At 64.2% G+C, this 12,809-nt stretch carries 12 protein-coding genes; 8 read left to right on the top strand and 4 right to left on the bottom strand.

The features are described 5' to 3' along the window. Nucleotides 1-30: 30 nt before the first annotated feature. A complete protein-coding gene (locus AC0C6X_RS06885) occupies nucleotides 31-738 on the bottom strand; it encodes an OmpW/AlkL family protein (protein ID WP_173518714.1) in 708 nt (235 codons plus the stop codon). A gap of 342 nt (nucleotides 739-1,080) precedes the next feature. On the opposite strand from AC0C6X_RS06885, the gene AC0C6X_RS06880 reads away from it, so the two are divergent. The 7 genes from AC0C6X_RS06880 (at nucleotide 1,081) to AC0C6X_RS06850 (ending at nucleotide 8,613) form a co-directional block, all read left to right on the top strand. Further along, nucleotides 1,081-2,154: a LacI family DNA-binding transcriptional regulator gene (locus tag AC0C6X_RS06880; RefSeq protein WP_247959552.1), complete on the top strand. Its 1,074-nt coding sequence runs from the start codon at nucleotides 1,081-1,083 to the stop codon at nucleotides 2,152-2,154. Then, on the top strand, nucleotides 2,151-3,173 hold the full coding sequence (locus AC0C6X_RS06875; RefSeq protein WP_247959553.1) for an ABC transporter substrate-binding protein: 1,023 nt from the start codon (nucleotides 2,151-2,153) through the stop codon (nucleotides 3,171-3,173). The genes AC0C6X_RS06880 and AC0C6X_RS06875 overlap by 4 nt, the downstream gene beginning before the upstream one ends. A gap of 105 nt (nucleotides 3,174-3,278) precedes the next feature. Continuing rightward, nucleotides 3,279-4,106 carry an ABC transporter permease gene (locus AC0C6X_RS06870; protein ID WP_173518711.1) on the top strand — a complete coding sequence of 276 codons (828 nt, stop codon included), beginning with the start codon at nucleotides 3,279-3,281 and terminating at the stop codon, nucleotides 4,104-4,106. Beyond that, nucleotides 4,103-4,882: an ABC transporter permease gene (locus AC0C6X_RS06865; protein WP_173518710.1), complete on the top strand. Its 780-nt coding sequence runs from the start codon at nucleotides 4,103-4,105 to the stop codon at nucleotides 4,880-4,882. Before AC0C6X_RS06870 ends, AC0C6X_RS06865 begins: the two co-directional genes overlap by 4 nt. Then, complete coding sequence (locus AC0C6X_RS06860; protein ID WP_247959554.1) at nucleotides 4,875-5,903, top strand: ABC transporter ATP-binding protein; 1,029 nt, start codon at nucleotides 4,875-4,877, stop codon at nucleotides 5,901-5,903. Before AC0C6X_RS06865 ends, AC0C6X_RS06860 begins: the two co-directional genes overlap by 8 nt. 5 nt (nucleotides 5,904-5,908) lie before the next feature. After that, nucleotides 5,909-6,829: a nucleoside hydrolase gene (locus AC0C6X_RS06855; RefSeq protein WP_247959725.1), complete on the top strand. Its 921-nt coding sequence runs from the start codon at nucleotides 5,909-5,911 to the stop codon at nucleotides 6,827-6,829. Beyond that, nucleotides 6,826-8,613, top strand: a complete 1,788-nt coding sequence (locus tag AC0C6X_RS06850) for an adenine deaminase (RefSeq protein ID WP_247959555.1) — start codon at nucleotides 6,826-6,828, stop codon at nucleotides 8,611-8,613. Before AC0C6X_RS06855 ends, AC0C6X_RS06850 begins: the two co-directional genes overlap by 4 nt. Before the next feature lie 144 nt (nucleotides 8,614-8,757). Here AC0C6X_RS06850 and AC0C6X_RS06845 read toward each other — a convergent pair whose 3' ends face one another. Next, a complete protein-coding gene (locus tag AC0C6X_RS06845; RefSeq protein WP_472952291.1) occupies nucleotides 8,758-9,933 on the bottom strand; it encodes a M20 aminoacylase family protein in 1,176 nt (391 codons plus the stop codon). Between the two features lie 173 nt (nucleotides 9,934-10,106). Here AC0C6X_RS06845 and AC0C6X_RS06840 point away from each other — a divergent pair, with 173 nt between their 5' ends. Further along, nucleotides 10,107-10,808 carry a phosphoribosyltransferase gene (locus tag AC0C6X_RS06840; protein WP_349508034.1) on the top strand — a complete coding sequence of 234 codons (702 nt, stop codon included), beginning with the start codon at nucleotides 10,107-10,109 and terminating at the stop codon, nucleotides 10,806-10,808. Nucleotide 10,809: 1 nt separating this feature from the next. On the opposite strand, the gene AC0C6X_RS06835 is transcribed toward AC0C6X_RS06840, so the two are convergent. Both AC0C6X_RS06835 and AC0C6X_RS06830 read right to left on the bottom strand, forming a co-directional pair. Next, nucleotides 10,810-12,054 carry a sensor histidine kinase gene (locus AC0C6X_RS06835; RefSeq protein ID WP_247959558.1) on the bottom strand — a complete coding sequence of 415 codons (1,245 nt, stop codon included), beginning with the start codon at nucleotides 12,052-12,054 and terminating at the stop codon, nucleotides 10,810-10,812. 3 nt (nucleotides 12,055-12,057) lie between these two features. Further along, the gene (locus AC0C6X_RS06830) at nucleotides 12,058-12,756 is read right to left on the bottom strand and encodes a response regulator (RefSeq protein WP_247959559.1); all 699 of its coding nucleotides are present in this window, start codon (nucleotides 12,754-12,756) and stop codon (nucleotides 12,058-12,060) included. Between the last annotated feature and the right edge of the window lie 53 nt (nucleotides 12,757-12,809).

Raw genomic sequence — 12,809 nt, 5'->3', positions numbered from 1 at the left:
AAACGATTTGTTTGATCGGTCCGGAGAGGATCAGAAGCGGTAACTGATGCCCGTGCCGATCAGCCAGGGGTCGAGCTTGACCTTGCCGCTCACCGCGCCTGCGCCGGGCAGTGTTGCGTTGACTTCGGGCTCCAGGAACAGTTTCTTGACGTCGAAGTTCAGCCCCCAATGTTCGTCGAGCTTGATGTCGACGCCGGCCTGCAGCGCCACGCCGAAGGTGTTCTTCATGTTGAAGCTCGAGAAGTCGCCGCGCGGCTCTTCGCTGTAGAACACCGTGTAGTTCACGCCGGCGCCGATGTAGGGCTTGATCGTTTCCGTTGCGTTGAAATGGTATTGCAGCGTCAGGGTCGGCGGCAGCAGCCACGCCTTGCCGATTTCGCCGAGACTGGCGATCGAGCCACTGCCGCGCGCCGTGTGCGGCGTCGTGCCGAGGATCAGTTCGGCCGCGATGTTGTCGGTGAAGAAATAGGTGATGTCGAGCTCGGGCACCACGGAATTGCTGACCCCGACCTTTTCGCCGTCAAGTGCCGTGCCGTTCAGCGAGAGCGAGGCTTTGTCATCCGGCAGGACGGCCAGTGCGCGGGCGCGGATCATCCAAGGGCTCGGCTCGCTGGCGAGGGGCAGTTCCGGTGCCGCGACCGCGCTCGGTTCGGAGAGATCTGCCGCCGTCGCGATTGCGAGCGGCGCCGCAAGCGCGGCGAAGAAGACGGCAGATGGCAAAATGGCGCGAGTAGGCATGATTTCCGGACCCCCAGAAGAAGTTGAACATCGCCGGTCAGGGCGTTCGGCCGCAGCACCCCTGCGGCCGGCGGCACTATGCTCAAGACGGGTGTCTCAGGAGTTGTCCTGGATCAATGCAGTCGCGAATCACCAAGTGCTTGGGGAGAAAGGGGATTCTCAGCGGCTGCTTGCCAGCATTCCGCGCATGCCTGCCTGACAAGGGCAGGCGGATTGTCGTCCACGTGAAATTCCCTCGAAAATTGCAAAATGCAACGAGTCGACAAAAGGATTCGACAGTTCCGGGATTCTGATATATCGCGTGATTAATCGTTTAATCACGCGATGGCGGAAACCACTGACTTGGCGCGTTCCGGACCAAAACTGACGAGGATTGCCAGAGCGCTCGGCGTGTCCGCGGCCACGGTTTCGAACGCGCTCTCGGGCAAGGGACGCGTCTCCGCCGAAATGGTGGAAAAGATCCGCGCGACGGCTGCCGAGCTCGGTTATGTGCCGAGCCAGGCGGGCAGGGCGCTGCGCACCGGCCGCACCGGCGTCATCGGCCTCGTTCTCCCCGATATCGCCAATCCGCTCTTCCCGCAGATCGCCCAGGCGATCGAACTCGCCGCTTCTTCATCCGGCTATGGCGTGCTGATCGCGGACTCGCGCGGTGACGTCTCGACGCAGACCAAGGCGATCGAGCGGTTGATCGATCGCGACGTCGATGGCCTGGTCATCGTGCCCCGGCGGGGCACCCGCATCGCCGATGTCGGTTGTCCGGTTGCCGTCATCGATACGCCGTCGACGCCGGGCAACACGGTAGCCGCCGACCATTGGGGCGGCGGCCAGCAGATTGCCGAGCACCTGAAGGCGCTTGGGCACCGTCGCGTACTGATCATCGGCAACAATCCCGCCTCGAACGTGCAGAACGACCGCGCCGGCGGTATCCGATCGGTCTTCGGCGAGGGGTTCCACACCGATACGCTCTGGATCGAGCCGCTGGAGAAACTGGCTGGCAAGGGCTGTCCGCTCGGGCTCGCCAAAAAGGTGGCGGAAGGCTACACCGCCTTTGCCTGCATCTCCGATCTCCATGCGCTTCGGGCGCTGACCGAACTGCAGCGTGCGGGCATCAACGTGCCGGAGAAGGCGAGCGTTACCGGCTTCGACGACCTCATCTGGTCGCCGGTCATCACGCCGGCACTGACGACTGCACGCATGGACATGACCGAGATCGCGGCCATCGCCGTCGCAGCGCTCGTCAAGGCGATCCGCGATCGCGACCCATCGGATCCTGAAATCGGCGCGCCGGTCACTGCCGAGAAGGCCAAGGTGCCGATGCACCTTGTCATCCGACAATCGGCTGCCGCACCACCTCAACTGATCCAAGCCACTGCCACCGCAGCCCCATCCGTCACCGAAGGAGGACACCAGCCATGAAAAAGTTTCTGCTTGCCTCGAGCGCGCTCTTGCTCGTCGCCGCCCCTGCCGCGTCTGCTCAGGAAAAGACGCTGACCATTTCCGTCTATGGCTTTGCCCAGGATGCCTTCAAGGAACTGGTCTATACGCCGTTCGAACAGAAATGCGGCTGCAAGCTCGTCGTCGAGACCGGCAACAGCGTCGAGCGCCTGGCGAAGATGGAAGCCAACAAGGCAAGCCCGGTCGTCGACATGGCGGTGGTCTCGATGGCCGATGCGCTTTCGGCCTCCCGCGCCGGCCTGATCGAAAAGATCGACACCTCGAAGCTCCAGAACTTCAACAAGCTCTATGACCTCGCCAAGGACCCGAACGGCGACGGTATGAGCGTCGGCTACACCTTCTATGCGACCTCGATCGTCTATCGCTCGGACAAGATGGAGGTGAACTCCTGGGCTGATCTTCTCGACGAGAAGAATGCCAGCCACGTTGCCTTCCCGAACGTCACCACCAACCAGGGCCCGCCGGCGCTCTACATGGTCGGCGAAGCGCTTGGCAAGAACACGCCTGATCTCAAGGATGCGATCGCTGCCGTCGGCGCCAAAAAGGACGAAATCGTCACCTTCTACGTCAAGTCCTCGCAGCTCGTGCAACTGATGCAGCAGGAGGAAATCTGGGCGGCACCGATCGGCCGCTTCTCCTGGGAAGGCTTCACCAAGCTCGATCTGCCGATCAAGTGGGCAACGCCGAAGGAAGGACAGACCGGCGGCATGAACGTGATGGTCCTGACCAAGGGCGGCAAGAACCAGGAGCTCGCGCTGCAGTTCATGGACTTCTGGCTCTCGACCGAAATCCAGACCGCGCTTGCCGAAAAGCTGGTCGACAGCCCGGCCAACAAGGACGTGAAGGTTTCGCCCGAGATCGCTGAAAACCTCACTTACGGCGAAGAGACCGTGAAGAACCTGAAGCTCATCCCGTCCGCCGTCGCCCTCGACAATCGCGAGGCGTGGCTCTCGGAATGGAACGCACAGGTCGGCCAGTAAGCCCAGACAAAATGCTACCTCCGCCGGCGGGCACTGACCGCCGGTCGAGACCTCATGCGACGGGCGTAAGGATACACGCCCTAGAATGCCGTGAAAGGAAGAAGGATGTTCCAGAACCGCGCCGAAGCCCTGGCGCTCGCTCTGCCGGCGGCGGTCTTTGCGGCGATCGTCTTTCTCGCACCGGTGGTGATCCTGCTGGCGGAAGGCTTTCGCAATGCCGATAGCTGGTCGCTTGTCGCCTATACGAACTTCTTCTCCGATCCATTGAACCGCACAGTCTTCCTGCGCACCTTCCGCCTCGGCCTGGTGGTCACCGCCGTTTCGGCCGTCATCGGCTATGCTGCGGCCTTTGCGATCGTCAATCTGACGCCGCGCAGCAAGGGACAGATGATCGGCCTCGTCGTGCTGCCGCTGATGATCTCGTCGGTCGCCCGTACCTATGCCTGGATCGTCATCCTCGGCCGCACCGGCATCGTCAACCAGGCGCTCCAGCTCGTCGGTCTCTCGGACGAGCCGATCCGTTTCCTCTTTACAGAGACCGCCGTGTTCATCGGCCTCTTGCAGCTCTTCCTGCCGCTGATGATCCTGTCGCTGATCAGCGCGCTCGAAAACATGCCGAAGGATGCAATCCCGGCGGCCCGTGTTCTCGGCGCCAACTGGTTCCAGGTGTTCTTCAAGGTGATCCTGCCGCTGACCAAGGAAGGCCTCGTGATCGGCGGCACGCTCGTCTTCACCGGCTCGCTTACCGCCTACATCACGCCGGCGATCCTCGGCGGCTCCAAGGTGCTGATGCTCGAAACGCTGCTCTATCAGCGCGTCACCGTCGCCAATGACTTCGTCTCGGCAAGCGTCATCGCCTTCATCCTGATCGTCATGAGCTTTGCCGCCAATCTTCTCCTGAAACGGCTTGCCACCGCGAGGAACAAGCGATGAAACCGCGCGTCTTTACGCCTCTCGTTCTCTTCCTGGTGATCGGCTTCCTGATCGGGCCGTTCTTCATCATCGTTGCCGCCTCGCTTTCCGGCGGCGAGACGCTCGCTTTCCCGCCGCAGGGCTTCTCGTTGCAATGGGTCGCGAAGGTCTTCACGGTCGAGAGCTTCCGCGAGAGCTTCGCGATCTCGATGCTGCTTGCGATCGGCGGCACAGCCGCAGCCCTCGTCCTCGGGGTACCCGCGTCCTACGCGCTTTCGCGCTACAAGCTGCCCTTTGGCGAAACGGTCAGAACCATCGTCTCGCTGCCGATCATCGTGCCCGGCATCATCGTCGGCCTGGCGCTCCTGCGCTATATCGTCGTGCCCTTCGGCTTCAACATCACGCTCGTGCTGTTCCTGGCGCACACGGCGCTGGTTCTGCCCTATGCTGTGCGTGTCGTCTCTGCGAGCCTCAACAACCTGCGCTCCGATATCGAGGAGGCGGCGGTGCTGCTCGGCTCTTCTCGCGCGGGCGCCTTTTTCCGGGTGGTAATGCCGAATATCCGCAGCGGCATTCTCGCCGCCTTCATCCTCGGCTTCGTCACGAGCTTCAACCAGGTGCCGGTGTCGCTCTTCCTCTCCGGCCCGGGCGTGCGCACGCTGCCGATCGACATGCTCTCCTATATGGAGATCACCTACGATCCGTCGGTCGCAGCCCTCTCCGCACTGCTCGCCTTCATGTCCATTGGCATCGTCTTCCTTGCCGAACGCTTCCTGGGATTCTCTCGCTATGTCTGACGCCGCCTTCCTCAGCCTTGAAAAACTGACGCTCGCCTACGGCGACACCGTTGCGGTGAAGGATCTCGACCTTTCGATCCGCAAGGGCGAGCTGGTGGCATTCCTGGGCCCCTCGGGCTGCGGCAAGACCACGACGATGCGCTCGATCGCAGGCCTTCTCTCGCCGGCCTCCGGTGCGATCAGGCTCGACGGCGCCGATATCACCCGCGTTTCCGCGAACAAGCGCTCGGTGGGCCTCGTCTTCCAGTCCTATGCGCTGTTCCCGCACCTGACCGTGTTCGAGAACGTCGCCTTCGGCCTGCGGCTGAAGAAGCTGCCGGCGAACGAGATCGAGAGCAAGGTGACGACCGGGCTGAAATCGGTCGGCCTTTCGAAATTCTCCGCCCGCAAACCGGGCGAACTTTCCGGCGGCCAGCAGCAGCGCGTCGCGCTGGCGCGCTCGATGGTGATGGAGCCGAAGGTGCTCTTGCTCGACGAGCCGCTGTCGAACCTCGATGCCCGCCTTCGCCTCGAAATGCGTACGGAACTGCAGCGTGTGCAAAAGGAAACCGGCGTCACGATGATCTTCGTCACCCATGACCAGGGCGAGGCCCTGTCGCTGGCGGACCGCATCGTCGTCATGCTGAACGGCGCGATCGAGCAGATCGGCACGCCCGAGGACATCTACAACCGCCCGATCTCGCGTTTCGTCGCCGATTTCGTCGGTTTCGAAAACATCTTTGCCGTAGAGGGCGGCAAGCTCAAGGCCGGCAACGGCCCACTCGAACTTTCCGGATCCCTGCCGCCTGACACGGCAGGGCTTGCGTGGCGTCCGCGCATGGTGACCCTGGGCTCAGGTCCTTTCCAGGGCACCGTGCGCGGAGCCTCTTTCTCCGGCAGCACGCGCGAATATCTGCTCGATACGCCGCTCGGCGCCATCAAAGCGGAAGAGGATGCCGCGCTCGCAGCGCGTGAAACCGGCACTGCCATCGCCTTCGACCTGCCGGTCGACAAGGCCGCCCGCCTCAAGAAGTTCGGTTGACGTCCATGGGTGTCTGGATCGATACGGACATGGGCTTCGACGACATTGCCGCAGTGCTTGTCGTCCTCCATGCCGGTGAAGAGATCGATGGCGTGTCGCTCGTCTTCGGCAATACGCCGCTGGATCAGGTGAAGCGCAATGCTGCGAGCGCGACTCTCGCCTTCGGCTGGAGCTTCCCCATCCATGAAGGGCGCGCCCTGCCGGTGCTCGGCAAGCTCGAAACCGCTGAGCGCATCCTCGGCGAAGCCGGCATGCCAACCGCCGGGCTGACGCTGCCGCAAGCCGATGTGCTGCCATCGAGCGACGCCTTCGCAGCGCTTTGCGCCTGGCTGGAGCAGGCTGGGCCGAGGCGGGTGCTTGCGCTCGGGCCACTCACCAATCTCGCCGCACTCTGCCTTGCCCGCCCGGACCTTGCCGCGCGCATCACCGATCTCACCTGGATGGGCGGCGGTGTCACGAGCGGCAACCATACGGCTTCCGCCGAATTCAACGCCTTCGCCGATCCGGAGGCACTGGCCATCGTAATCGCGCACGGCTTGCCGCTGCGCATGGTCGATCTCGATCTTTGCCGCAAGGTCTTCGCCTACCCGGCCGACGTGGCACCGATCCGTTCGGCCGGCGGCGCCAATGCGGCGCTGATCGCCGATCTGCTTGCCGGATACATCTCGATCGGCACCAGCCGCGGCCGGCCGGGCATGGCGATCTATGACCCTTGCGCCGCCGTCGCCTTCGTCAATCCGGGGGCTGTCTCCTTCCGAAGTGCGCGTATCGATGTCGAGCTCGGCGGCTCGCTCACGCGCGGGCGCACCGTCGTCGAAACGCGCGAAAGCCATGGGACCTTCAATGCTGAATACGCGGTCGATGCTCATGTGGAAACGACCCGAGTACAGATCCTCGGCGCCCTGATGAAGGAGGCGCAGCAATGAGTGCCGCACAGCAGCCTCAAGACCTGATGGATGCAGCGCTCCGCACTCGAGCCGTGGCAGCAGCGCGCGGCGACGAACCGTTTGAGGTCCTGATACAGGGCGGGACGCTGGTGGACGTGGTGACGGGCGAGCTTCGCCCGGCCGATATCGGCATTGTCGGAGCGTTGATTGCGAGCGTCCATGAGCCCGCCGCTCGCGGCGATGCGGCGACCGTCATCGACGCGAGCGGCGCCTTCGTTTCCCCGGGCCTGATCGATACGCATATGCATGTCGAAAGCTCGATGGTGACGCCGGCGAATTACGCCAACGCGGTGCTGCCGCGTGGCGTCACGACCGTCGTCTGGGATCCGCACGAGTTCGGCAATGTCAACGGCGTCGCCGGCGTGCGCTGGGCCGCGGATGCCATTGCCGGGCTGCCACTGCGCACGGTCTTGCTGGCGCCCTCCAGCGTGCCGTCTGCACCCGGGCTGGAACGGGCCGGCGCCGATTTCGATGCCGGCGTGATCGCCGACATCCTGAGCTGGCCGGAAATCGGCGGCATCGCCGAGATGATGAACATGCGCGGCGTCATCGACGGCGAGGCGCGGATCAGCGCGATCGTCCAGGCGGGGCTCGCAGCCCGCAAGCCGGTCAACGGTCATGCGCGCGGCCTTGAGGGCGCCGATTTGCAGGCTTTCGTCACGGCAGGCGTCAGCTCTGACCATGAGCTCGTTTCGGGCGATGATCTGAGGGAAAAGCTCAGGGCAGGTCTGTCGATCGAATTGCGCGGCTCGCACGATCACTTGCTGCCGGAATTCGTCAAGGTGCTCAATGACTTGGGCAATCTTCCCCAAACGGTGACGCTCTGCACCGACGACGTTTTCCCCGACGATCTCGCCGAGGCCGGCGGCCTCGACGACGTCGTTCGCCGGCTGGCCCGCTATGGGCTGCCCGCTGAATGGGCGCTTCGGGCGGCGACGCTGAATGGGGCGGTTCGGCTGGGCCGAAACGACCTCGGTGTGATCGCGCCAGGGCGTCGGGCGGATATCGTGCTCTTCGACGATCTCGTCGAATTTCGTGCACGCACGGTCGTCGCAAGCGGCAAAACGATTGCCAGTGCCGGCCGGATGATCGAGCCGTTGACCGGTCTCGCTGCCGATAGGCTGCACGGCACGATGAAGATCGCCCCGCTTTCGGAGAACGATTTCCGCATTGGCGCGGATGGCGTGAAAGTGCGCGTCGCGATCATCGATCGCCCGCGCTTTACCCAGTGGGCCGAAGCCATTGCCGAAGTCGAGGACGGCTTCGTCGTTCCGCCCGAAGGTACGACTATGATCGCAGTGGCGCATCGGCACGGGCGCGCCGACAGCCGGCCGCGGGTCGGTCTCCTGTCAGGCTGGGGCCACTGGCGCGGCGCCTTTGCGACCACGGTCTCGCATGACAGCCATAACCTCACCGTCTTCGGCGGCAATGCCGAGGATATGGCGGTCGCCGCCAACGCGGTGATCACTGCCGGCGGCGGCATGGCCGCGGCGTCCGGCGGCAAGGTCGACGCGCTCCTGCCCTTGCCGCTCGCCGGACTGGTTTCGGAGGATCCACTGGAAGAGGTCGCCGCAAGCTTTGCCGAACTCCGGGAGGCCGTCGGCCGCATCGTCGACTGGCAACCGCCTTATCTGGTCTTCAAGGCCTGCTTCGGTGCGACGCTCGCTTGCAACGCAGGACCGCACCAGACCGACCGCGGCATCGCCGATGTCGTCACCGGCAAGCTGATGGAAAGCCCTGTTCTGGAAGTGCTTGAAGCGTGAACTGCATGAGCTGCCCGCCAGGGCGGCTCGTGAAAGCGGGGAGCAAATCCGTAGCAGCAGATCGCCTCACGCTTCAGGAAAACGATCTAAGCGTCTGGGATCGGGCGCTTCCGGACGGCCTTCCGTCTCTTCGCCTGGTACGCGCTATCCGGCGCGTGCGAGTTCCTGCTCGACCAGCGTCGACCAGAAGGCAACGCCCGGCCCGATCGCCGCATCGTTGAAATCATAGGCCGTGTTGTGGTGGAGCGCGCCATCGACGGCGGGACCGTTGCCGAGCCAGACGTAGCAGCCGGGCGCTTCGAGCCCAAAGAAGGCGAAGTCGTCGCCTGCCGTCGAGGGCGGGAACGCCGTGCGGGTCTTCGCACCGAAGATCGTCTGGGCCGCCTTCAACGCCCGCGCACTGGCATCGGCGTCGTTGACGACAGGCGGAATGCGGCGCTCGAATTCATGGTCGACGGAAATTCCGTACATTTCGGCCGTGCCGCGTGCGAGCCGGCCGATCTCCGTTTCGAGCTGGTCGCGGACTTCGGGCGTGTAAGCGCGCGCGGTACCGCCGATCTCCACCACATCGGGAATGACATTCAGCGCCTTCGGGTCGCCGGCGCGCACGGAACAGGCGCTGACGACGGCCGGCTGCAGCGGATCGACGACGCGGCCGACGATCGATTGCAGCGAGGCGAGGAAGGTGCCGGCAGCCGTCACCGGATCGCGACCGAGATGCGGCTTGGCGCCGTGGGTGCCGACGCCGCGGAAGGTGAGCCGCCAGCTATCCGATGAGGCAAGCTGGGGGCCCGCGACGACGGCCATTTCGTCCGGATCGAGGCCGGGCATATTGTGCAGGCCGTAAATGGCGTCGCAGGGGAAGAGCTCGAAGAGCCCATCCTCGACCATGCGCTTCGCGCCGCCTCGCCCCTCTTCAGCCGGCTGGAAGATGAAGTGCACGGTACCGGAGAAATTGCGCGTCTTCGCCAGATGGCGGGCAGCGCCAAGCAGCATCGCCGTGTGGCCGTCATGGCCGCAGGCATGCATCTTGCCGGGCTCCCGGGATTTGTAGGGGCGATCGGCGATCTCCGGCATGGCGAGCGCGTCCATGTCGGCGCGAAGGCCAATCGACCGCGTTCCATTGCCCACCTGCAGCGTGCCGATGACGCCGGTTTTTCCCAGGCCCCGGTGAACCTTTAAGCCTGCCTCTTCAAGCCATTTGGCAACGAGGTCGCTGGTGCGCACCTCCTCGAAACCCAATTCCGGATGGGCATGCAGATCGCGACGGAGGTCGGTGAGGAAGGTGAGGTCGTCGGCTATTCCGTCTGGCAGGCGCATCGGCAGGCATTCCCATGTTTCATCCGGTGAAGGGGCTTGTGAATTCCGCGCGCTTTGCTCGGCCCGCGGTGCCCTTTCGGTTTGATCGAAGTCGCAAACGGTATAGACGAAAACCGCCGGGATCAGAACAGCAAGCCGGCCCCTTTTGATCGCCTCTCATTCCGGGCGAAAGCATGCAGACGAGGACGAAACCGATGCAGCCCCACGACTTCTGGCAGGATATCTATCCGCCGAAAAGCTTCGACATTGAGGCGGGTTATCGGGATTTCTTCCCGGCGACACTCGGTGATAACACTCAAATCCTGTTGCCGATCCGGCCGCTCGCCGACGGCAAGCACGCGCTCGCTTCGCTGATCGTCAATCAGGCCAGTTTTGCCGTCGAAGATGCTCTGGCAACGGAACTCGCGGCGAAGCTTACGGCCTTCGAGCCTGACGTCGTCGCAGGTCTGCCGACGCTCGGTCTGACGCTTGCCTCCGCCGTTGCACGCAAGCTCGGCCATAGCCGCTACGTGCCGCTCGGGACGTCCCGGAAGTTCTGGTACGTGGATGACCTGTCGGTGCCGCTGTCCTCGATCACCACGCCCGACCAGAAGAAGCGGCTCTATGTCGATCCGCGCATGCTGCCGCTGCTGAAGGGGAAACGCGTGGCGCTGATCGACGATGTGATCTCCAGCGGCACGTCGATCGTTGCAGGACTCACGCTGATGGACGCCTGCGGTATCGCACCGGTCGCGATCGGCGCTGCCATGCTGCAGACCGAGCGCTGGCGCCAACCGCTCGCCGAGCTTGCACCCCATTGGCCTCAGCGTGTCGTCGGGGTGTTCCAAACGCCGATGCTTCAGCGCGACGAGAATGGCACCTGGCGTGCCGTTTAGGTTATTGATGCGCCGGAAGCGATACGACGAAGCAGGCGCCCCCGTCCGACGGAGCCTGATAGCGGACCGCGCCGCCGTGGCGCTCGGCGATCTGGCGCACCAGGGCCAGCCCCAATCCCCAGCCGCCTGAGGCCTCGCCGCGTCCCGAGGGGCGGTAGAAGGGCTCGAAAACGCGAGTGCTCTCGTTCTCCGGTATGCCCGGGCCGTGATCGCGAACCCTGAGTTCAACCGTGCTGCCTGCCCGCGAAACGGTGGCCGTGACAGGAGGACGACCGTGGCGCAGCGCGTTCTGCATGAGATTGCGCACGAGCCTGCCGAGTAAGCGCGCATCGCCTCTGACGATCGCGGCGGCGCCGGTGACGTCGACGCCGTTGCGCGCGCCTTCTTCCGAGACCAATGCCAGAAGATCGATGGGTTCGAGCGCATCGAGCCTCTCTATGTGGTCAAGCCGGCTTGCCAGCAGGATCTCCTCGACCAGGGTGTCGAGCTCTGCAAGGTTGCGGACGATCTCCTCCTTGCGGTTGTCGTCCGGGGCCTGTTCATAGAGGTCGATCGCCATCCGCAGGCGCGCGAGCGGTGAGCGCAGTTCGTGGCTGGCATTGGCGAGAAGTGCGCGGTGTGACTTGATCAGCCGCTCGACATGATCGGCGGCCCTGTTGAAGCTCTTCGCCACCGCCGCAACCTCGTCGCTGCCATCGTCGGGCACGCGCGCCACGAAATCGCCGGTGCCCCAGGCATCCACGCCTGCGCGCAGCCGCTCCAGTCGACGGGTCAGGTGGCGCACAACCGGATAGGCTGCAAGCCCGATGACGCCGGCGATCAAGGCCAGATAGGCGAGCGGATTGCGGCCGGACGGACGGAAAGGCGGCGCCATGCGCACGGCCACCGTGCGTCCGTCGGGCAACGTGGTCACCATGGCATGGAACCGGCCTCTGCCATGAGTCCACGATCCGTCTACCGCGTCAGGTGGTAGCGGCCGGCCGGCATTGGCGATCAGCTTGCCTTGCGGATCATAGACGGCGATGTCAGCGCCTAAGCCCCGTGAAAAGCGCTCCAGCGTCTCCTCGACCGACCGCCGGTCCATGTCGGGCGGGATAAGCGTTGCCACGAAACGGGCGCGCTGGCTCTGCCAACTGGAGTCATCCTCGTCCTGCCCCAGCCACACGAACGCGGCACTGGCGATGGCGACCGCCGCAAGGCTCGCCAGCAGTGTCAGGTAGATCTTCAGGAACAGCCGGCTGCGCATCGCCTATCTCTCATCGTCCTGAAAGCGGGCGAAAACATAACCGGCGCCGCGCACCGTGATGATGCGCCTTGGATGCTTGGGATCGGTCTCGATGGCCGCCCTGATGCGCGACACATGGACGTCGATCGAGCGGTCGAATGCATCGAGCTCCTCGCCTTTGACCATGTCCATCAATTGCTCGCGCGACAGAATGCGGCCGGCATTCTCGGCAAGCGCCACGAGCAAGTCGAACTGGTAGCTGGTCAACGCACATTCATGGCCGTCGATCCTGACCGAGCGGGACCCCGGATCGATCTCCAGCCGTCCGAAGCGAAAGGCCCGCGAAATGGCTGCACGACCGTGGCGGCGACGCAGGATCGCCTTCAGCCGCGCCAGCAATTCGCGCGGGTTGAAGGGTTTGGGCAGATAATCGTCGGCGCCGAGCTCCAGCCCAACGATACGGTCTGTCTCTTCGCCTTTGGCGGTGAGCATCAGGATAGGCACGTCAGAGACCGAACGAATGCGCCGACAGGCCTCGAAGCCGTCAAGGTCCGGCAGCATGACATCGAGAATGACGACGTCCGGTGCACAGCGGGCGAGGTCGGCAAGGGCAGCCGTGGCGGTCGCCACCGTGTGCACGGTATAGCCGTTTCCGGAAAGATAGTCGGCGAGCATGGCGGAAAGGCGCGTATCGTCGTCAACGATCAGGACCCGTTCCACCATCTCTTCTCGCTCCGTTCGTAGCCTTCAGGCGCGCACCTCATGAGAGGCGCGGT

This window comes from Ensifer sp. VA4 (assembly GCF_055710065.1).
The sequence above is the reverse complement of the archived record's forward strand: the minus strand, read 5'-3'. Positions and strand labels throughout refer to the sequence as shown.

Bases quoted from the DNA above. Each gene is read 5' to 3' on its own strand.
- AC0C6X_RS06865 (WP_173518710.1), top strand. From the start codon at position 4,103: ATGAAACCGCGCGTCTTTACGCCTCTCGTTCTCTTCCTGGTGATCGGC.
- AC0C6X_RS06875 (WP_247959553.1), top strand. From the start codon at position 2,151: ATGAAAAAGTTTCTGCTTGCCTCGAGCGCGCTCTTGCTCGTCGCCGCC.
- AC0C6X_RS06835 (WP_247959558.1), bottom strand. From the start codon at position 12,054: ATGCGCAGCCGGCTGTTCCTGAAGATCTACCTGACACTGCTGGCGAGC.
- AC0C6X_RS06850 (WP_247959555.1), top strand. From the start codon at position 6,826: ATGAGTGCCGCACAGCAGCCTCAAGACCTGATGGATGCAGCGCTCCGC.
- AC0C6X_RS06870 (WP_173518711.1), top strand. From the start codon at position 3,279: ATGTTCCAGAACCGCGCCGAAGCCCTGGCGCTCGCTCTGCCGGCGGCG.
- AC0C6X_RS06885 (WP_173518714.1), bottom strand. From the start codon at position 738: ATGCCTACTCGCGCCATTTTGCCATCTGCCGTCTTCTTCGCCGCGCTT.
- AC0C6X_RS06840 (WP_349508034.1), top strand. From the start codon at position 10,107: ATGCAGACGAGGACGAAACCGATGCAGCCCCACGACTTCTGGCAGGAT.
- AC0C6X_RS06855 (WP_247959725.1), top strand. From the start codon at position 5,909: ATGGGTGTCTGGATCGATACGGACATGGGCTTCGACGACATTGCCGCA.
- AC0C6X_RS06860 (WP_247959554.1), top strand. From the start codon at position 4,875: ATGTCTGACGCCGCCTTCCTCAGCCTTGAAAAACTGACGCTCGCCTAC.
- AC0C6X_RS06845 (WP_472952291.1), bottom strand. From the start codon at position 9,933: ATGCGCCTGCCAGACGGAATAGCCGACGACCTCACCTTCCTCACCGAC.
- AC0C6X_RS06830 (WP_247959559.1), bottom strand. From the start codon at position 12,756: ATGGTGGAACGGGTCCTGATCGTTGACGACGATACGCGCCTTTCCGCC.